We start from the raw sequence: 20127 nt of genomic DNA on the forward strand, positions 1-20127 counted from the left end.
TGGCAGCTGCCCTTCCGCGCGCTGTTCTACCTCCCGCGGCCGTACTGGGCAGCACCGAGCGGGCGCTCCGCCTGCGGTACAGCGTGCTCGACCACGCCGGGAAGTATCCCACTCCACAAGAGGAAGCCGTGACCACGACAATCAGCACGAACTCACTACTCGCTCCGGCCGAACCCCGCGATCAGCCGTCAGTTCCGCAGGGAGTCGAATACCACCGGGTACTGGCCGGCGACAAACGCCGGATCGGTCGAGGCATTCTCGCGATCGTCCTCCTGCTGGCCGGAATCGTCATCTTCCCGACGGTGATCGGCAGGGCGACGGCGCTCATCGACGTACGGATGGGCAACACCCCACCGATCCTGGGTGGCACCGACTACACGCCGCTCGCCCACGCCAGCGCGATGCTCGCTCTCGGCCTGCTCGTTCCGTGGAGCATGCTCATCCAGCGGTGGCTCTACGGCGTGCCCGGCTCGTCCCTGCACTCCGTGACATCGCGATTCCGCTTCGACCTGCTCGGCAGATCGTTGCTCATCTTCGGTCCCGCCTGGCTGGTGGTCAACGTCCTCGGAGCTCTCACGCCCGTCGACGAGTCCCCCTGGTCGCAGACCGACCTCATCGCCATCTTCGTCGCCACGATGCTCCTCACCCCGCTCCAGTCGGCGGGCGAGGAGTACGGCGTACGCGGGCTGATCTTCCGCGTGATCGGAAGCTGGACCCGCAGCCCACGGGCGGGACTCGTCGCCGGGGTGCTGGTCTCGAGCGTGCTGTTCACGGCCGTCCACGGTGCGACGGATCCGTACATCATCGTCTGGTATTTCGTGCTCTGGAGCGGACTGGCCGTCATCACCTGGCGCACCGGTGGGCTGGAGATCGCGGTCATGCTCCACGCCGTACTCAACACGTTCACCTTCATCCTGGCCACCTCCCTGCGGGTGGACCTCGGTAGCGCACTGCAGGACCGCTCAGCCGGAGTCGGCACGCCGTACCAGCTCGTCCCCACCGTCGCGGTCATCGTCATCGCCGCGATCATCTGGTGGCGCACCCGAAAGACCGGACCAGCGCTCACCCCTCAGCCGTAGTCAGGTCGCGCCGGAGCCGGCTGATCGACGCGGGCCGCCTGTACATCCGTGTACGTCGCGGCCCGCACCGCTATCTGACTGCGGGTACGGGCACTATCGTGCTGGGGTGCGCATCCGATTCGACGTCCCGGCCGATCCCGACTATCCGGGCAGGGCGGCCGCCGCGCTCAGCCGGGTGCGGCTGGCCAAGTACGGCTACATCGGCGCGGGCCTGGCGGCGACCGGGGTGGCCGCTTTCGTCGCCGCCCGGGAGTACGGCTGGGGCGAGCAGTTCTCGCTGCTGTGGATGTCGCTGGTCACCGCCGGCGTGCTGTCGATGCTGTACGGGCCGTGGGTGCGCTCACGGGCCCGGCGCCGGTCCAGCGAGTACGCGGTCGACGGCGGCTACGACATCACCGACGACACCATCACGATGCGCAGCGGTTCGGAGTTCAGCGACATCGCCTGGAACGCGGTCAGCCAGGTCCGCGACACCCCCGGCTTCTGGATCGTGTACGTGGGCCGGATGCCGGCGACGGTGATCCCCCGCGAGTTGATGTCCGCCGACGACGTCGAGACGTTGCGTGACTTCATGACCAGGCGCGGCCTGCTCCAGGTCCAGTAAGGACAGTTTCAGCCTCCACCCGAGCGCCCGGTACGCACCGCGAGCGCGCGGTCAGGCGCGCCCAGGACTACCGACAGCAAACGACAACCGTTATCATAACCACGCCTGTTTCCCAGGGAGGAGGCGCCGATGGCGCACGTGTTGCTGGTGGAGAGCTGGGTCGGAGCGATGAGCCACCTGCTGCCCAGGGCGGTGCTGGAGGCCGGCCACCGGTTCACCTTCCTGACCCGGGACCTGCACCACTACCTACGTGGCGCGCCGGCCGGGGGTGCGCATCCGCTGCTCGCCGCGCACAACGTGCTCACCGCCGAGACCAATGACCTGCCCAACCTGCTGGAGCACGCGGGCCGGCTGCACCAGGCGCTGCGTTTCGACGGCGTGCTCACCTCCTGCGACTACTACCTCGACACCGCCGCCTGCCTGGCCACCCACCTGGGTCTGCCGGGCGCGGACCCGGAAGCGGTGCGCCGCGCGTACCGGAAGGACCTCGCCCGGGCGGCGATGGACGTTGCCGGCGTGCCGCAACCCCGGTACGCGCTGGCGGAAAGCTGGTCCGCCATGTCGCAGGCGGCCCGGGAGCTGGGTTTCCCCCTGGTGGTCAAACCGGTGGACCTTTGCGCCGGCATGTACGTGCGCGAAGTCGCCGACGAGGCCGGGCTGCGGGCGGCGTTCGACGCTCTCGCCGGGTTCCCGGTCAACGCCCGACGCCAGCCCCGGGTGCCGACGGTGCTGCTGGAGGAGCTGCTGTCCGGCCCGGAGGTGAGCGTGGAAACGGTCACCGTGGACGGGGACACGACGGTCGTCGGGGTGACCGACAAGAGCCTCGGTGGTGCCTCAGGGTTCGTCGAGACCGGGCACATGTTCCCGGCGGTGCTCGACCCGGCGACCGCCCGCCGGGCCGGTGAGGTGGCGGTGGCCGCGCTGACGGCGGTCGGTCTGGACCGCGGGGTCGCCCACACCGAGCTGCGGTTGACACCGTCCGGGCCCCGGGTGGTGGAGATCAACCCCCGGCCGGCCGGCAACCAGATCACCGAGCTGGTACGCCGGGTCACCGGCATCGACCTGCCCATGGTGTACGCGCAGCTGGCGCTCGGTGAAGACCCCGACCTCACCGCGACCGACACCGGCGTACGCAGTGCGGCGATCGCGTTCGTGCTGCCGCCGCGCCCCGGTGTCGTCGCCCGGATCGACGGGACGCGGGCCTGGCAGGCGGACCCACGGGTCGTCGACTGGTCGGTGAAACCCGAAGGCCACCGAGCCGGTGACGCCAGCAGCAACAACGGCTACCTGGGCCACGTGATGGTCGTCGACACCGCAGGAGCCGGCGCGCGGACCACCGCCGACGGCCTGGCCGCACAGGTACGCGTCGGATACGTCGACGAGGACAGTGCCACCGACCGGTTGCGGTCCGCCGACGAGCCGGCCGGAGCCGCCGTATGACGGCGTCCACCGCCGGCAGTTCGGCAACGTCCGTGTCGCCGGCCCGGCCGGCGTACCGGTCCCTCGCCGCGCTGATCGACGCGGTACGGGTCGGACGCCACGGGGCGGACCCGACCCGCCGACAGGTCAGCGTGGGGTTCGTGACCAGGCAGGGCGCGCGGCACGCGACCCGGCTGCGGGGTTACCGCAACGAGGTGCTGAGCCTGCGGGTCGACGCGGCGGTCGGTTCCTGCGCGGTCGAGCCCGGCGAGCTGCCCGACGAGGTCGTCTACGACTGCGTCGGTGCCACGGTCGCCGACCTGCTCGCGCATCCGCTGCTGCCGGTGCGGGTGGCCGCGCTGGACGCGTACCTGATGGCGCAGCGGCCGCACGCCGACGCGGCGGACGCGGCGGTCACCGTGCCCGCCGGTAGCTCGCTGGCCAAGTCGCAGGCCCGGGCCGCCGCCGTGGTCGACCTGCTGCCGGCGACCAGCGGCACGGTCCTGGTCGTCGGGGTGGTGAACTCGCTGCTGGCCGGGCTCCGGACCGCCGGACGGCGGTATCTGCCGTGCGACCTGGCCGGCGGCCGTACCGAATGGGACGAGCCGTGCCTGCCCGACGCGACGGCGCTGCTGGACCGGTGCGACGCGATCCTCGCCTCGGGGATGACACTCGGCAACGGCACGTTCGAGCCGCTCCTGACCCACGCCGCCACCGAGGGCAAGCCGTTCGTGGCGTTCGCGCAGACCGGCAGCGCGGTGTTGCCGTGGTTCATCGGAGCCGGGCTGACGGCGGTGTCAGCCGAGCCGTACCCGTTCTTCTGGCTCGACGGCGGCCCGACGAACCTGTACCGGTACGGGGTGTCCGGGTGAGCGCGCCGCAGCTGCTGAACCTGGTGGGGCACACCCCGCTGATCTACGTCGAAGCGCCGCTGCCACACCCGCACGGTGGCTTCTGGGCGAAGGTCGAGTCCGCCGCGCCGGGTGGGATGAAGGCCCGCGCGGCGGTGGCGATGCTGGCCGGTGCGCGACGGCGCGGCGAGCTCCGCGACGGCGCACCCGTGGTGGAGTCGACCAGCGGCACCCTCGGCATCGGCCTGGTGTTCGCCGGGCAGGCCCTCGGCCACCCGGTGGTGCTGGTCGTCGACCGGGAGCTGGAGCCGTCGATGCGGGCGCTGCTGCACGCGTACGGGGCCCAACTGGAGGTGGTCGACCGGCCCCATCCGACGGGTGGTTGGCAGCAGGCCCGCCGGGAGCGGCTGACGCAGGTGCTGGCGGCGCTGCCCGGCGCGTACTGGCCGGACCAGTACCACAACCCCGACAACGTCGCCGGGTACGTGAGCCTCGGTGACGAGATCGCGGCCCAGGTCGACGCGGTGGACGTGCTGGTGTGCAGCGTCGGCACCGGTGGGCACAGCGCCGGGCTGGCCCGGGCGCTGCGCCGGCACTGGCCGCAGCTGCGCCTGATCGGCGTGGACACCATCGGTTCGACGATCTTCGGCCAGCCGGCCCGGCGACGGGTTATGCGCGGGCTGGGCAGCAGCATCTATCCGAACAATGTGGACTACCTGGCGTTCGACGAGGTGCACTGGTTGGGCCCGGCGGAGGCGGTGGACACCTGCCGCAGGCTGGCCCGGACGGCGTTCGTCACCGGCGGGTGGTCCACCGGCGCGGTCGCCCGGGTGGCCGCCTGGACGGCGCGCACCCAGCCGCAGACACGGGTGCTGACGGTGTTCCCGGACGGCCCGCACCGCTACCTCGGCTCCATCTTCGACGACGGCTGGTGCGCCCGGCACGGGCTGCTCGGCCCTACCCCGGGACATCCGGTCGAGATACCGCACCCCGGTGCGGTGGAGGTCACCCGGTGGAGCCGCTGCCGGGTGGTCGACGACCCGCTACGCCACGAACGGGTGCCGGCGTGAAGCTGTCCTGGCACTCGTACCAGCTGGTGCTGCGCGAGCCGCTGCGGATCTCCCGGTCGGTGATGGCCCATCGCGAAGCGGTCCGGCTGACCGTCACCCACGACGGGGCCACCGGCCACGGCGAGGTCGTCACCAGCCGCTACTACGGCCTCGACCGGGCCGCGATCGAACGTACCTGTGCCGGCTGGACCGGCCGGCTCGCCGGCTACCCGGATCCGGTGGCCCTGCGCGGCGAGCTGAACACGTTCGACGGGCCCGCCGGAGTGCTCTCGGCGTTGGACGCCGCCGTGCACGACCTGCTCGGCCAGGCCCGAAAGCTGCCGGTGCACCGGCTGCTGGCAGCGCCGACGCCGACGCCGGTGGCCACCGCGTACACGATCGGGCTGGTGCCGGTCGCGGACGCGGCGGCGACCGCGCGGCGGCTGGTCGCCGCCGGGTTCGCGGTGCTGAAGGTGAAGGCCGGCGCCGCCGACGACGTGGCCCGGGTCGCGGCGGTACGCGCGGAGGCACCTTCGGCCCGGCTGCTGCTCGACCCCAACGGCGGCTGGTCCGCCGAGCAGGCGGTACGGCGACTCGACGCGCTCACCCCGTACCGGATCGACGCCGTCGAGCAACCGATCCCGCCGGGGCGGCCCGACCTGCTGGCCCGGGTGGCCGCCCGCACCGCGATCCCGGTCGTCGCCGACGAGGACGCCGAGAAGCTGGCTGACCTGGACCGGCTCACCGGCGCGGTCGCCGGGGTCAACGTCAAGCTGGCCAAGTGCGGTGGGATCGCCGCCGCCACCCGGATCGTCGAGGCGGCCAGGGAACGGGGCCTGGACATCATGCTCGGCTGTCTGGTCGCCAGCACCCTCGGCGTCGCACCGGCCGTGCACCTGGCCGGCCTCGCCCGCTGGGTCGATCTGGACGGGCACCTGCTGATCGCCGACGACCCGTGGACCGGGATCGGCGGCCACGACGGCGTGCTGCGGCTGACGGACGCCCCCGGACTGGGCGTGACAGAGGCGGCGCGGTGAGAGCGACCTGGACGACGCTGACCAGCTTCCCGCCGGCGATCCGGCTGCTGGTGGTCAACCAGCTCGGCGTCAACGTCGGCTTCTACATGCTGCTGCCCTATCTGGCCGGCTACCTGCGTGACGACATCGGCCTGTCGGCCACCCTGGTCGGCCTGGTCCTCGGCGTGCGCAACCTGAGCCAGCAGGGGCTGTTCCTGGTCGGCGGGTCGGCCGCCGACCGGCTCGGCGCACGCGGCGTGATCATCGCGGGCTGCGGGCTACGGGCGGTCGGCTTCGCGGTGTTCGCGGTCGGCGGGTCGCTGCCCGCGCTACTGGCCGCCTCGGTGCTGACCGGGCTGGCCGGGGCGCTGTTCAACCCGGCGGTACGGGCCTACCTCGCCCAGGCCGCACCCGAGCGCCGGGCCGAGGCGTTCGCCCTGTTCAACGTCTTCGCCAGCGCGGGTGCGCTGCTCGGGCCGCTGCTCGGCAGCGCGCTGCTGCTGGTCGACTTCCGGGCCGCCGCGATCGGCGCGACGGTGGTGTTCGCCGCGCTGACCGTGGCGCAGCTGCTGGTCCTGCCACCGCACCCGGTGACCAGCAGCGGGCAGAGCGTCGGCCGGGACTGGCGGGAGGCCCTGACCGACGGCCGGTTCCTGGCGTTCACGGTGGCGTTGAGCGCGCTGTTCGCCCTGCAGACCCAGCTCTACCTGGTGCTGCCGGTGCAGGCCGAGGCCGCCGCCGGCACCGCGCTGGCGGTGGCGGCGCTCTTCGTCGTGTCCACGGTGGTCACTCTCGTCTGGCAGGTACGGCTGACCGGCTGGCTGCGTCAGCGGTGCAGCCGTGGGGTGTCCATCGCGGCCGGGATGGCGGTGGCCGGTCTCGGTTTCCTGCTGCCGCTGCTGCCGGCGGCCGGCCCGCCGCCGGTGCGGGCGCTGCCGACGCTTGCCGCCGCGCTGGCGCTGGCCGTCGGGGTGATGATGGCGCAGCCGTTCGTGCTGGAACTGGTGCCCGGCTTCGCCCGCGACGGGCTGACCGGCACCTACTTCGGGGTGTTCTACCTCGCCTCGGGGGTCGTGGCGGCACTGGCCACCACCGCCGTCGGCCGGTTCATGCAGACCGGCGGCCAGCCGGACGGGGCGGCACCGGGCGTACCCGCCGGGGCGTGGCTGCTCTGCGCCGGGCTGGGCCTGGCCTCCGGCGCCGCCGTGTGGCTGCTGCACCGAGGGGGCCTGCTCACCCCACGAACGGTGCCGGCCGTTGCCGGAAAGGCGGCCCGGTGAGCGAGCCGGTGGTCGGGGGCGAAACACTGGTCACGGGCGGACCGGTGGTGACGGGCGGACCGGTGGTGACGGGCGGAAACCTGCTCACCGACAACCCGCAGCTGTACGAGGCCCAGTTCCCCGACCCGCAGCACCGGGCGGCGACGTTCGTGGCCGACCTGGTCGACCGGTTCGCGCCCGGCCCGCCCGGCCGGCGGCTGCTCGACCTCGGCTGCGGCACCGGCCGCGACGCCGGACACCTCGCCGGCATCGGCTACGACGTCACCGGGCTGGATCTGTCCACCCGGATGCTGGCGTACGCCCGCCGCCGCCACGGGCGGGTCCGGTTCGTCGAAGGTGATCTGCGTACCTTCGACCTCAGCCACCACTTCGACGTGATCACCTGCCTGGACAGCGCGCTGCTGTACTGCCACGACAACGCCGACCTGGCCGCCGCGCTGGCCACCTGCCGGCGGCACCTGGCCCCCGGTGGGCTGCTCGTCGCCGAGATGCGCAACGGCGCGTACTTCCTCGGCAACACCGACCTGCTCGACGGGCCCAGCATCCGGTCGGTGCGCTGGCAGGGCGTCACCTACACGTCCCGTACCACCTTGTGGATCGACGCCGCCGCGCAGCTGCTGCGCCGCCGCCGGGTGTGGACCTGGCCAAGCGCCGAACAGGAACTGGTGCAGACCTCCGCGTGGCGGCTGCTCTTCCCGCAGGAGCTGCGCCACCTGCTGGACCGCGCCGGGTTCGACGTCCTCGCCCTGTTCGACTCCCCCGGCCCGCGTACCGAACCGCCCTGGCATCCCGGCGCCGAGCTGGCGACCGGCCTACGCGGCGACCGCCTGCACCTGGTCGCCCGCCGCCGCGACGACGCGGCCTGAAATCCCCGCTGAAAATCCCCGTTGGAAGGAAAGAACTGACATGTCAACTGCTGCCCGACTACGTCGCCGAACATTGCTCGGCGGCGGTGCCGCCGTGACCGCCGCGCTCCTCGCCGGTTGCGGCGACGACACCCCCGCCGGTTCCGACAACGCCGCAGGTTCCGCCACCCCGAAGCGGGGCGGCCGGCTGCGGGTCGCGTTCGCCGGTGGCGGTGCCACCGAGAGCCTCGACCCGCACCTGGCGAACCTGTTCAACGAGGCGTCCCGGGCCAAGGCGATCTTCGACAAGCTCGCCGACTACGGCCCGGACGTGTCGATCCAGCCCCGGCTCGCACTGAGCTGGGAGCCCAACGCCGACCTCACCCGCTGGCGGGTGCCGCTGCGCGAGGCGACCTTCCACGACGGCCGGCCGGTGCGGGCCGCCGACGTACTGGCCAGCTACGCCCGGATCACCGACCCGGACCAGGCTTTCCGCGCCAAGGCCAGCCTGTCCCTGATCGATCTGCGGGCGAGCCGGGCCGTCGACGACCGTACGGTCGAGTTCGCGCTGACCCGTCCGTTCGCCGAGTTCGGCAACGTGCTCGCCGCGTTCGGCGCGTACATCGTGCCCGAGGGAAGCGAATCGTTCGACCGGCCGATCGGCTCCGGACCGTTCACGTTCAGCAGCTTCACCCCCGGCACGTCGCTGCTGCTGGCCCGGTACCCGGACTACTGGGACGGCGCCTCGCACCTCGACGAGCTGGAGTACGTGATCGCCAACGAGGAGTCGGCCAGGATCAACGCGCTGCTCGCCGGGCAGGTCGACTACGCGCACGACATCAGCCCCACCACGGCCCGCAGCTACGCCGCCGACGAACGGATCGCCATCACCCGGATGGCCAACAGCGGCCTACAGGGTTTCACCATGAAGCTGGACCGGCCTCCGTTCGACAACCGGGACCTGCGGGAGGCGATGTTCCTGCTCACCGACCGGCAGCAGCTCGTCGAGACGGTCCTGTCCGGTTCCGGGCAGGTCGGCAACGACCTGTTCGGCAAGGGCTACCAGTACTACGCCGACGACATCCCGCAACGCGAACCCGACCTCGACCGGGCCCGGGCGCTCATCGACCGGGCCGGCGCAGGCGGCCTGCGGATCCCGCTGGACACCGCGCCGGTGGCCGCCGGGTTCGTCGAGGCGGCCAGCGTCTTCGCCGACCAGGCCCGCGCGGTCGGGCTGAACGTCGAACCGGTGCAGCGAAACAAGGACACGTACTGGCGGGAGGTGCTCGACAACGGAGTGATGGCCTGCTTCCGCTCCGGTGCCATGCCGATCGAGACCCACATCTCGCAGCGGCTGCTGAGCACCTCCACGACGAATGCCACCAAGTGGACGCGGCCCGAGTTCGACGAGCTCTACGCCACCGCCGTCTCCTCGGCCGACGAGGCGGGCCGGCGGCAGGCGTACGGCGACATGCAGCGGATGCTGCACGCCGAGGGCGGGCTGCTGGTGTGGGGCTTCGCCGACTTCCTCGTCGCCACCACGCCCCGGGTCGGCGGCGTGTCCGCCGAGGCACCCGCCAACACCCTCGACTGGGCCCGCTTCGACAAGGTGTGGCTGGCTTGAGCCTGGCCCGCTACACCGTACGGCGGCTACTGCTCGGCGTCGGGCAGGTCGCCGGCATCACCACCATCGTGTTCGTGCTCACCGAGGCGCTGCCCGGTGACGCGGCGGTGGTGATCGCCGGTGACCAGCCCGACCCGGAGCGGATCGCACTGATCCGCGAACAGCTCGACCTCGACCAGCCGCCCTGGCAGCGGTACCTCGACTGGCTCGCCGGGCTGCTGCACGGAGACTTCGGCGTATCGCTGATCTCCCAACGGCCGGTCCTGGACATGATCGTCGGCAGTGCCGCCGCGACCGTACTGCTGGCCGCCGCGACGCTGCTCGTCCTCGTCCCGCTCGCGATCGGCCTCGGCATGCTCGCCGCCCGACACGAAGGCGGCCGGCTCGACCGCGCCATCAGCGCCGTCGCCGTCGGTCTCTACGCCGTGCCGGAGTTCGCCCTGGCCATCCTGCTGGTCGCGGTCTTCGGCGTACAGCTGGGCTGGTTTCCGCCGACCGCCGTCGGCACCGGCCCCAACCTGCTCACCCAGCCGGCCGTGCTGGTCCTGCCGCTGCTGGTGCTGCTGGCCCGACCGATCTGCTCACTCAGCCGGCTGACCCGCGCCGGCATGGTCGACGCGCTGCGGTCCGAGTACGTCGCCCACGCCCGCCGGCTCGGCCTCGGCACCGGTCGGCGGTGGCTGGCCCACGCGCTGCCCACCGCCGCCGCCCCGGTCGTGCAGCAGCTCGCGCGTACCACCGACTGGCTGCTCGGCGGCGTCATCGTCGTCGAGGCCGTCTTCGTCATCCCCGGCCTGGGCACCGCCCTGGTCGACGCGGTCGCCGCCCGCGACATCCCCACGGTCCAAGGGCTGTGCGTGATCGTGGCGGTCACCACCGTGGTCGTGAACCTGGTCGCCGACCTCGTCGCGTTCCGGCTCGCCCCGCGCACGGCCGGTGCCCGATGACCGGCCGGGTTCCGCGCGTGCTCACCGGGGTCGTCCTGCTCGCCGTACCGCTGCTGCTGGCCCTCGCCGGTCCGACCCTGGTCGATCTGGCCCTGGTCGGCGACGGCGCGGCCCGGACCCGCCCGTTCGACGACAGCGGAATGCTCGGCACCGACTTCGTCGGCCGGGACGTCACCGAGCAGATCCTGCTCGGCGGCCGGTCCGTCGTCGCGGTCGCCGCAGCCGCGACCGCCCTGGCCTACCTGGTCGGCGTACCCGTCGGTCTGTTCGCCGCCCTCACCCGCCGCCGCTGGCTCGACGAGGCGCTCATGCGCCCGCTTGACCTGCTGCTCGCCGTCCCGTCCCTGCTGTTGCTCATCCTGCTCGCCGCGACCGCACCCCGGGGACCGGTGACGCTGGTGGCCATCGTCGCCGTCATCGCCCTGCCGGAGATCGCCCGGATCACCCGCGCCGCGGCCCTGCCGCTGGCCCACGGCACCGTGATCGAAGCGATGCGCCTCTATCAGGAGACATGGTGGCGACGGGCGGTCGGCTACGTCGCCCGGGGCATCCGCCGGGTCCTGCTCGCCGACGCCGGGGTCCGGTTCATCGGTGCCGTCTACCTGGTCGCCACCGCCAGTTTCCTGGGCATCGGCGTCGCTGCGGACGCCGCCGACTGGGCGGTCATGGTCGACCGCAACCGTACCGGGATCTTCCTGCAGCCATGGGCGGTCGTCGTGCCCGCCGCACTGCTCGTCGCGCTCGCGGTCGGAGTCAACCTGGTCACCGATCAGCTGCTGGCCACCCGGCACGAGACGACCGGCCCGACGGACACCCGCCCGTCCGGCCCGTCCGGCCCGTCCGGCCCATCCGGCCCGTCCGACACATCCGGTCCTTCACCGTACGGAAGGAATCCGACGATCCGGGTCGACGGCCTGTACGCCGACGCCGGTGGACAGCGGTTACTGCGCGACGTGTCGTTCACCGTGGCGGCCGGCGACGTCCTCGCCGTCGTCGGTCCGTCCGGCAGCGGTAAGACGACCCTCGGGCGGGCGCTGCTCGGCGAAGCCGGACCCGGCGTCCGGCTCGCCGGCACCATCGAGATCGACGGTCGCCCGGTCACCCCTGACGCGCCGCCGGCAGGCGGCACCGTCAGCTACATCCCACAGCAACCAGCGGCCGCGCTGACTCCCGTACGCCGGATCGGTCCGGTGCTGCGCGAGATCGCCCGCCGGCACACCCCGGCGCCATCTCGCGGAACGCGGCGTGTGCTGATCCGGCAGGCGGTCCGGGCGGTGCTGGCCCGCGTCGGCCTGCCGGACGACCGCGACCTGCTCCGGCGCTACCCGCACCAGCTCTCCGGCGGCCAACAGCAACGGCTCGTCATCGCGCACGCCCTGCTGGCCGGTGCCCGCGTCCTGGTCGCCGACGAACCGACCACCGGGCAGGACAGCCTCAACCGCCGCGACGTCGCCACCGAACTGCGCCGTCTCGCCGCCGGCGGCGTCGCGGTCGTCCTGCTCACCCACGACCTGCACCTGGTACGGGCAGTTGCCGACGGCGCCCTCGTGCTCGACGAAGGTGCCGTCGTCGCCACCGGTCCACCGGACGCGGTGCTGCATCGCACCGGCCCGGCCCGCCCGCCGACGACTCCGACCGCCGACGCGCCGGGCGGTACCGGCCAGCTACTGCGGGTCACCGGGCTCCGCGCAGTGCACCAGGGCGGCACGGTCCTGCACGGGATCGACGTGGCCATCCGCCCTGGGCAGCGCCTCGCCCTGGTCGGCCGCTCCGGCAGCGGAAAGACCACCTTCGCCCGGTGTCTGGCCGGACTACACCCGCCGAGCGGCGGAAGTGTCGAACTCGACGGTCGCCGGCTCGCCGGCTCGATCGACCGGCGGGAGCCGGCCGACCTCGCCGCCGTGCAGTACGTCTTCCAGGATCCACGGGCCAGTTTCCAGTCGTATGCTCCGCTGCTCGACCAGGTCGCCCGCCCCGCCGTACGGCTGCACCGCCAACCGACCGCCGACGCCGCGCTGACCGCCCGGGACATGTTGCGCCAGGTCGGGATCGACGATGCCCTCGCCGTCCGCCGCCCCGACCGGCTCTCCGGCGGTGAACTTCAACGCGCCGCTCTCGCCCGTGCCCTCGTGGCCCGACCCCGCCTCCTCGTCTGCGACGAGATCACCTCCGGCCTCGACGGCGTCAACCAGGACCGGATCCTCGATCTGCTCGACGGGCTGTGCCGCACCCACCACCTCGCGCTGCTGGTCATCACGCACGACCCCGACGTGGTCGGCCGGCTCGCCGACCACGTCACGGTGCTCGACCAGGGCCACGTCGTGGAACACGGTCCCGCCGCCACCCTGCTCACCGCCGGCCGGCAACCGCTGACCCGCGCACTTCTGGACCCCGACATGCCACGACCCGCAACCACGTTGAGTACCGACGAGATAGGCAGGACATGAACGACCAGAACATCGGTCCGTACGAGATCCGCACGGCCACGCCGCAGCACCTCGAGGGTGCCCGCAGCGTCATGCTCGACACCTTCTACCACGTCTTCGGCTACGGCTATCAGCCGCAGTGGCACGCCGACGTCATCGATCTCGCCGGCACCTACCTACGGCCCGAGCGGCATGCACTGTTCGTCGCGGTCAAGGGCGACGAGGTCGTCGCCACCACCGCCGTACGCGCCGCCGCGCCGAACAGCCCACCACATCCCCGCTGGCTCGTCGACCGTTACCCCGCGACGAGCACGGCCCAACTGTTCCGGGTCTACGTACGCCCCGAACACCGCCGCAACGGACTGGCCCGCGCACTTGTCCGACGCGCCGTCGCATTCGCCACTGAACGGCCCGGCTATCAGACCGTCTACCTGCACACCGATACCCGCGTCCCCGGCGCGGAGGGATTCTGGCGAAGCGTCGCCGACGTCGTACACGACCCCCGCGACGGCAGCCCGCACGCCTCCCAGGTCGTTCACTTCGAAATCCCGATCTGCCACCGCAGCCTGCCCCAGACCGGGTGACGGGTCCTCAGCCGTACCGCTCTGCTGGCTCTCAGCCGTACCGTTCGACGAGCGCGGTGCCGATCGCGGCCAGCTGGTCCCGCACCCCGGCGGGGCCGGTCACCTCCAGCCATTCGACCTGCCAGGCGAGCTCGCCAGCGAGGGTGTACTCGCTGTAGCCACGGATCACGACCTCGACGCGGCCGTCGGCGGTGGGACCGCCCACCTCGAGCCGGTCGCCGAGCGCCATCCGGAGCGTGGCTATGCCGTCGGGCGCGCAGACCGCCTGGATCTCGACGGGCATCCGCCGGCGGTCGACCTCGTCGGCGATCTCCCGCCAGCTCTCGGCGAGGTCGAAGTCCGCAGGCCGGTGCACCGGATCGTCGGTCGGGTCGACGGACGACACCCGGTCGATCCGAAAGGTCCGCCGGCCGGTCTCCGTGGTGGCGACGAGGTACCACCACGGATCCTTGGCGACGATGCCCAGCGGGTGGACGGTCCGCTCGCTCACGGTGCCGGTGCTGTCGACGTAGCCGAACCGCACCTGGACGCCCCGGATCACCGCGTCCTGGAGTTCGTCGAGGAGGCGCGGCGGCGGGCGATCGGCCCGGCCCGCCCCCCATCGTTGCGGGTCGATCGCGATCGACGACGCCGCTGCCTGCGCCTGGGCCCGGAAGGGCTCCGGCAGGGCACGGACGAGCTTGCGCAGCGCGGTTTTCACGGCCGGCGTCGTGGCCGAGGCCGGGCCGGCGACCAGGAACAGGGCGCGGGCCTCGCCTGCGGTCAACCCGGACAGGTCGGTACGGGCACCGCCGACGAGGCGCCAGCCGCCGCCTCGGCCCTGCGTCGAGTACACGGGCACTCCGGCCATGGCCAGGGCGTCGAGGTCGCGGCGGGCGGTGCGTTCGGAGACCTCCAGCTCCCGGGCGACCTCCGCCGCCGTCACCTGCTCGCGCTGCTGCAGCAGCAGGAGTACGGCCACCAGCCGGTCGGTGCGCATGCCGCCAAGATTGTCAGATAAACCGGTCATGAGGTGACCGGTTTTGGTCGGCAGGATGGCGGCATGAACTTTCCCGAGCCCAGTCTTGTCCCCGTCAACGGTGTGAAGCTCGAAGTCTTCGAAGCCGGCCGGCAGAATGCTGGCAAGCCGATCGTGCTCTGTCACGGCTGGCCGGAGCATGCCTACTCGTGGCGCCACCAGATGCAGGCCCTGGCCCAAGCGAGCTACCACGTCATCGTCCCGAACCAGCGGGGCTACGGCAATTCGTCGCGCCCGAGCGAGGTGACCGACTACGACATCGCGCACCTGTCGGGTGATCTCGTCGCGCTGCTCGATCACTACGGGTACGACGATGCCACCTTCGTCGGCCACGACTGGGGTGCGATGGTCGTCTGGGGGCTGACCCTGCTGCATCCGGACCGCGTCAACAAGGTGATCAACCTGAGTCTGCCGTACCAGGAGCGCGGCGAGACGCCCTGGATCGAGCTGATGGAATCCGTACTCGGTGGCGACTTCTATTTCGTCCACTTCAACCGACAGCCCGGTGTCGCGGACGCCGTGTTCGACGAGAACACCTTCCAGTTCCTGCGCAACCTGTACCGGAAGAACCTGCCCCTGATGGAGCCTCGGCCCGGTATGGCGTTCATCGAGCTGGCCCGAGCGGAAGCGCCACTCGGTGAGCCGGTGATGAGCGACAGCGAACTGGCCGTCTTCGTCTCCGCCTTCGAGTCGACCGGTTTCACCGGCAGCATCAACTGGTATCGCAACCTCGACCGCAACTGGCATCTGCTGGCGGACGTCGACCCGATCATCCGACAGCCCACGCTGATGATCTACGGCGACCGGGACATGATCGCGAAGTCCGACCGACTGGCCGACTTCGTGCCCAACGTGGACGTGGTCACCCTGGACTGCGGTCACTGGATCCAGCAGGAGAAGCCGGACGAGACGACCCGGGCGATCCTGACCTGGCTGGAACAGCAGGACGCCACCCGGGACAGGTAGACCCTGACGGCGTCCTGACGACCCAGGGTGGCCGTCGACCCGAGGAGCTGAACTATCCTTCATGGATGGAAGAATCCGAAAGCGGATACCGTTGGGAGACCGCCAGCGCAGGACAGATCCCGGCCGGCGCGGCACCCCACGGCTACGAGGAGGACGGCGCGCTGCTCTGGGTGTGCCGCGCCGAGCTGCACGGGGGTATGCACCCGGGCCGGGTCCGTCCTGATCTTGGTGCCGCCCTTATCGCCTGGGGCGGCGCGGAGGTCAGCGTCGACGAGTACGAAGTGCTGATGGATCGCGGCGTCTGGGGCATCGGGTCAGACGGCGCAGTGCCGTCGGACGCGACGCCGGTGGGCCGGGAGCACAGCGGCGAACCGCTCTACGTCGCCCGTGCCGCGGTCGCGCCCGGCGCGCTGCACGTCGGCAAGGTGCGGCCCGCTTTCGGCGCGGCCAACATCGGGTACGGCAAGAACGAACGCACGGTCGCGACGTACGAGGTGCTGCTGGACCCGCAGCCGGCTCCTGCCGCACATGTCGACGACCGCACCGGCGTCCAGATGGAGCCCACCTACGCCGACTTCGGCACCGACCCGGCGCGCACCGGCAACGTGACCATCACCGGCATCGACCGGTCGTGGAACGCCGACGGTCACCTGGCCATCAATGCATGCGGCTCGGTCGAGCTGGAGTTCGACGTACCCGATCCGGGCGTCGTCGGCGAGGCATGCGTCGCCGTCGTGGCGCTCGCGTCGATGCTCTCCGGCTCGCCCGGACACGCCCCGCTGACCGTTCGCCTCAACGGCAGGCCACTGGCCGACCGGCTGCGGATCCCGAACGGCGGCGGGCTGCCGCAGCGGCTGATCTTCGCGGTCTCGGCCGAGGATCTGCTGGCCGGCCGCAATACGCTGCGGGTGGAAAGCGGTGGCGACGCCAAGAGCATGCTGTGGCTGTACCGGGTGACGATCGACCCGATGCACGCACATGACCAGGCCAGGTCGGCGCTCGAAAGCCAGCTGATCGCAGATCCGGTGCTGAGGTACGCCACCAGCCGGGGTGAGGTCACTCTCTTCATCGACCGGGGCGAGCATTGCCTGCTCGAGCACGTGGCCTGGGCGGACGAGTCCGGCGCCGAGTACGCCGTCACCTTCGAGGCCCAGCAAGCCGCCTTCTACGGCTGGTGTCGCCGGCCGGGCAAGCGACCGAAGGAGTTCCGGGGCCAGCTCATCGAACGTAGTCCCGCCACCAGGGATACCTCGCGATACGTGGCCCAGGAAGGCTGGGGTGGTGGCTGGTATCCCTCGCACGACCTCCTGCTCGCGGTGGGGGTGGGTGGTCGCCCGCTCACCCGGTTGGCCTGGCGCGACAACCGGGGCGGAAACGGCACGATCGCCTTCCGTGACGACACCTTCCTGGGGACCCACCAGCGGGTCGGAGAGGGCCCTGTCGGCTACCGGGGCCGAATGAGGTAGGAGCATCGCTGCCGGGCATCCCGGCCAGGCCGGACCACACCCCCTCACCCACACAGTCGGCCGGGAGTTACCGCTGGTTTCCCGCGCGCAGCCAGGCGATGTAGTCAGCGGCAGCCGCGGCGGTGTCGTACTGGGGGTTGAATCTGGTGTCCTCGCGCAGGCGGGTGATGTCGAGCCAGCTCACCGGGCGGCCTCCGCCCGAGGCAAGTTCGCACTGGAAGCCGGGCTCGACAGAGGCGATCGCGGTGACGACGTCGGCGTTGCTTGTGGCGCGACCAGAGGCGACGTTGTACGTGGAGTTGGTCAGCTTCTCGGCGAGCTGCAGCAGCGCGAGTGCGCGACCGGTGTCCTTGACGTAGAGCAGGTCGAGAGCGTCTTCGGCGTGCGGCGGTGCGAGGAGTCCGGACAGGTCGGGTTCGCTGCGCCGGGCTGCGGCATGAGCCAGGGAGGGCGCGGCGAAGAACGGGTCGGGCAGGTGTCCGCCGGGACCCCAGGTGCCGCAGATGCGGGCGTTGATGATGTCCACGTCGGTCACGTCTGAGAGGTGGCCGGCGAGGAGTTCGGTGATCTTCTTGAACGTCGGGATGGCGTGGACGTGCCCCAAGGGGATCGGCACGTCCTCGGTGAGCGCACCTTCAGAGGTGAAGCCGTAGACGCCGATGGTGCTGGCGGTGACGACGCGGCGCACACCCCAGGTCTGCGCGACGCGGACGATGTTGAGGAACGCCTCCAGGGCTCCTCCCGTCGCTCCGATCGGGTCGACGTCGGTCGCCGGCCAGGGCAGGGCGAGGGCGAGGTGCACGATTCCGGTGATCGGGTACCGCCGGCCGACGGCGAGCAGCGCGTCGAGGTCGGCGACGTCGGCCTGGACGACGTGGATGGGCAGGTCCGCCAGGTGTGGGGGGATTTGGGGGGTGCGGCGCTGGAGCAGGACGCACTCCTCGCCGGCCTCGGCGAGGGCGCGGACGGTGTGGGAGCCGATGAACCCGACCCCTCCGGTAACGATGATCATGACAAGCCTTTCGCAGTAAGTCTGATCGTCAGCGGTACTGACGATCAGACTATGCCCTAAGATGGGAGCCGTGTCCACCGAGCCGAGCGCCACCGCTGACCCGCACGAGGTCCTGGGGTACCTCCTCAAGCACGCGGCCCTGAAGCTCACCGCGTTGACCGACGCAGCGCTCGAGCCACTGGGGATCGACAGCAAGGACTTCGGAGCGCTCCGGGTCCTGGCCCACCGGGAACCGACCTCGCAGCTGCAGGTGGCGCAGACCCTCGGTATCGACCGCACCACGATGGTCGCCTTGCTGGATGTACTTGAGCGCAAGGGCATCATCACGCGACGACCGGACCCCACGGACCGGCGCAGGAACGTCGTTGAGCTCACCGAACAGGGGTTGCAGACCTACGACGCGGCACAGGTGGCGTACGGGAAGGCCGAGAGCGCGTTCCTGGCCGGGATCAGTCCGAGTGCGACAAGTCAGCTTCGCCGGACACTGCGGACCCTCGTGGAGAACTGACCCGACCCCCAGCGTCGTACGACGCACGGGCCGACTTCGCCGCATGCTGTGCTCGTGCGACGGTGGACGAGATGGCGGCCAGCTGCGGACGGGTCGGCAACCAGACGGTCCGGACACCGAGCCGCTCGTTCATCGCGGCGAGCTGGTGCTCGTAGTGGACGTCTGCAGCCGTACGCACGCCACGGACGATGACCGTGGCACCACGGCGCAGGCAGTAGGTGGCGGTCAGGCCGGCCCACGCGTCGACCTCGACGTTGCCCCAGTCCGCCGGGAGGGCGTCGCGCACGCGTACCGCCCTGGCCGTGGCCTCGGCGGTCGGTTGCTTGTCGGCGTTCACCGCCAGCAGCACGATGATCCGGTCGAACATCACCCGGGCACGGGCCACCAGGTCGCCGTGCCCCGGGGTGAACGGGTCGAACGTACCGGGATAGACCGCCAACGAACCGCGCACCGACGTCAGCCGTCCGTGATGGGATAGCTGTTCTGGAAGGCGAGCCGCTGGTCAGCGTCCGCCGCGATGCCGTCAAGGTGATCGTCGAGGTTGACGAAGGCCTGCCAGGGTTCCTGCCCGGAGGCGGCAGCGAGACGGTCGACGACGAGTTGTTCGAGGTCGACGACCCGTTTGGCTTTCCAGATCTTGTCGGCGAGGCTGACGAGCAGGTCTTCGCACTCGATGCCGGGCGACTGCCAACTGGCGTGCGTCGCGGCGAAGCGCGCCAGGTACGGGCCGATGCCGGCGTCGAGCAGGATCTGTTGACCGGCCGGCTCGTGCCGCGAACCCGGCCCGGACAACTCCGCCACGTGAACGGTCTTGCCGATGTCGTGGGTGGCAGCGCCGAAGAGTACGGCGTCGCGATCGACGGCCAGGGCCGGGTAGTGGACGGCCAGCCAGCCCGTGAGCTGGGCGGCGACGTCGTGTACGGCGCGCAGATGCGCGGCCAGCCGCGGCGGCGCGTCGAGCCTGAGCAGAAGGTCACCGACCGGAGCCGGCAGCGGCCGCAGCGGCCGCAGCGGCGGATCATCCAGGGCATGGCGCAGCGTCAACGGCATATCTGCTCCATGGCGCTCGGCTGTTGGGTCCCGGCGAACAATCGTAGGGCGCAATCAACTGACCACGTGCCGCCGGTAGCGCGCAGCCCGCTGATCGGTCCGCCAGCACCAGGGGCGTTCGGGCAGTTCGACCTTGCGTCGTACGTTGGCCGGGCATCTGGTGTCCGAGGGGTACCGGACAACCTGGACCGATCGGGTGGTCCTGATCCCTGAGGGTGAAACCGGCTGACCGCGTGGATGCCCGCAAACCTGCGCCTGACCTGGGCGGAGGTCGCGGAGCCGGAAACGATCGAGGCCCAACTCTGTCCGGAGCGTGCACCCGCCGCTCAACGTTCGCGGAGTCGACCCCGGGCACCTCCAGGCGGCTGTGGTCGCAGCCCGGA

At 71.5% G+C, this 20127-nt stretch carries 19 protein-coding genes; 15 read left to right on the forward strand and 4 right to left on the reverse strand.

Annotated features, from left to right (window positions below; all coding sequences use genetic code 11):
• Positions 1-128 precede the first annotated feature (128 nt).
• The 12 genes from O7608_RS30875 (at position 129) to O7608_RS30930 (ending at position 13724) form a co-directional block, all read left to right on the forward strand.
• Positions 129-1079: a CPBP family intramembrane glutamic endopeptidase gene (locus tag O7608_RS30875; protein ID WP_289207890.1), complete on the forward strand. Its 951-nt coding sequence runs from the start codon at positions 129-131 to the stop codon at positions 1077-1079.
• A gap of 106 nt (positions 1080-1185) precedes the next feature.
• Complete coding sequence (locus tag O7608_RS30880) at positions 1186-1683, forward strand: YcxB family protein (RefSeq protein WP_289207891.1); 498 nt, start codon at positions 1186-1188, stop codon at positions 1681-1683.
• Between the two features lie 129 nt (positions 1684-1812).
• Complete coding sequence (locus O7608_RS30885) at positions 1813-3123, forward strand: ATP-grasp domain-containing protein (RefSeq protein ID WP_289207892.1); 1311 nt, start codon at positions 1813-1815, stop codon at positions 3121-3123.
• Complete coding sequence (locus O7608_RS30890) at positions 3120-3974, forward strand: Rossmann-like domain-containing protein (RefSeq protein WP_289207893.1); 855 nt, start codon at positions 3120-3122, stop codon at positions 3972-3974. Before O7608_RS30885 ends, O7608_RS30890 begins: the two co-directional genes overlap by 4 nt.
• A complete protein-coding gene (locus tag O7608_RS30895) occupies positions 3971-5023 on the forward strand; it encodes a PLP-dependent cysteine synthase family protein (protein WP_289207894.1) in 1053 nt (350 codons plus the stop codon). Before O7608_RS30890 ends, O7608_RS30895 begins: the two co-directional genes overlap by 4 nt.
• Positions 5020-6039, forward strand: coding sequence for a dipeptide epimerase (locus O7608_RS30900; protein WP_289207895.1), 1020 nt, complete (start codon positions 5020-5022; stop codon positions 6037-6039). The genes O7608_RS30895 and O7608_RS30900 overlap by 4 nt, the downstream gene beginning before the upstream one ends.
• A complete protein-coding gene (locus O7608_RS30905; protein WP_289207896.1) occupies positions 6036-7298 on the forward strand; it encodes an MFS transporter in 1263 nt (420 codons plus the stop codon). Before O7608_RS30900 ends, O7608_RS30905 begins: the two co-directional genes overlap by 4 nt.
• A complete protein-coding gene (locus O7608_RS30910) occupies positions 7295-8164 on the forward strand; it encodes a class I SAM-dependent methyltransferase (protein ID WP_289207897.1) in 870 nt (289 codons plus the stop codon). The genes O7608_RS30905 and O7608_RS30910 overlap by 4 nt, the downstream gene beginning before the upstream one ends.
• A 40-nt stretch (positions 8165-8204) precedes the next feature.
• A complete protein-coding gene (locus O7608_RS30915; protein ID WP_289207898.1) occupies positions 8205-9767 on the forward strand; it encodes an ABC transporter substrate-binding protein in 1563 nt (520 codons plus the stop codon).
• A complete protein-coding gene (locus O7608_RS30920) occupies positions 9764-10714 on the forward strand; it encodes an ABC transporter permease (protein WP_289207899.1) in 951 nt (316 codons plus the stop codon). The genes O7608_RS30915 and O7608_RS30920 overlap by 4 nt, the downstream gene beginning before the upstream one ends.
• Positions 10711-13161, forward strand: coding sequence for an ATP-binding cassette domain-containing protein (locus O7608_RS30925; protein ID WP_289207900.1), 2451 nt, complete (start codon positions 10711-10713; stop codon positions 13159-13161). Before O7608_RS30920 ends, O7608_RS30925 begins: the two co-directional genes overlap by 4 nt.
• Positions 13158-13724, forward strand: coding sequence for a GNAT family N-acetyltransferase (locus O7608_RS30930; RefSeq protein WP_289207901.1), 567 nt, complete (start codon positions 13158-13160; stop codon positions 13722-13724). Before O7608_RS30925 ends, O7608_RS30930 begins: the two co-directional genes overlap by 4 nt.
• Positions 13725-13755: 31 nt before the next feature.
• Here the strand turns inward: O7608_RS30930 and O7608_RS30935 are convergent, their stop codons facing one another.
• On the reverse strand, positions 13756-14703 hold the full coding sequence (locus tag O7608_RS30935) for a helix-turn-helix transcriptional regulator (protein WP_289207902.1): 948 nt from the start codon (positions 14701-14703) through the stop codon (positions 13756-13758).
• Between the two features lie 63 nt (positions 14704-14766).
• Between O7608_RS30935 and O7608_RS30940 the strand changes: the two genes are divergently transcribed.
• Positions 14767-15708 (forward strand): alpha/beta fold hydrolase, encoded by a 942-nt coding sequence (locus O7608_RS30940; protein WP_289207903.1) that lies wholly within the window; start codon positions 14767-14769, stop codon positions 15706-15708.
• 65 nt (positions 15709-15773) lie between these two features.
• Complete coding sequence (locus O7608_RS30945; RefSeq protein WP_353850478.1) at positions 15774-17174, forward strand: DM9 repeat-containing protein; 1401 nt, start codon at positions 15774-15776, stop codon at positions 17172-17174.
• A gap of 67 nt (positions 17175-17241) precedes the next feature.
• Here the strand turns inward: O7608_RS30945 and O7608_RS30950 are convergent, their stop codons facing one another.
• Positions 17242-18279 carry an NAD-dependent epimerase/dehydratase family protein gene (locus O7608_RS30950; protein ID WP_289207904.1) on the reverse strand — a complete coding sequence of 346 codons (1038 nt, stop codon included), beginning with the start codon at positions 18277-18279 and terminating at the stop codon, positions 17242-17244.
• On the opposite strand from O7608_RS30950, the gene O7608_RS30955 reads away from it, so the two are divergent.
• The gene (locus O7608_RS30955) at positions 18257-18694 is read left to right on the forward strand and encodes a MarR family winged helix-turn-helix transcriptional regulator (protein ID WP_281553203.1); all 438 of its coding nucleotides are present in this window, start codon (positions 18257-18259) and stop codon (positions 18692-18694) included. The two genes, O7608_RS30950 and O7608_RS30955, sit on opposite strands and share 23 nt — an antisense overlap.
• On the opposite strand, the gene coaD is transcribed toward O7608_RS30955, so the two are convergent.
• Both coaD and O7608_RS30965 read right to left on the reverse strand, forming a co-directional pair.
• Positions 18636-19145 carry a pantetheine-phosphate adenylyltransferase gene (gene coaD, locus O7608_RS30960; RefSeq protein WP_281553202.1) on the reverse strand — a complete coding sequence of 170 codons (510 nt, stop codon included), beginning with the start codon at positions 19143-19145 and terminating at the stop codon, positions 18636-18638. The two genes, O7608_RS30955 and coaD, sit on opposite strands and share 59 nt — an antisense overlap.
• A gap of 5 nt (positions 19146-19150) precedes the next feature.
• Positions 19151-19744 (reverse strand): HD domain-containing protein, encoded by a 594-nt coding sequence (locus O7608_RS30965; protein ID WP_289207905.1) that lies wholly within the window; start codon positions 19742-19744, stop codon positions 19151-19153.
• Between the last annotated feature and the right edge of the window lie 383 nt (positions 19745-20127).

It is taken from the genome of Solwaraspora sp. WMMA2056, assembly GCF_030345095.1.
GTDB lineage: Bacteria > Actinomycetota > Actinomycetes > Mycobacteriales > Micromonosporaceae > Micromonospora_E.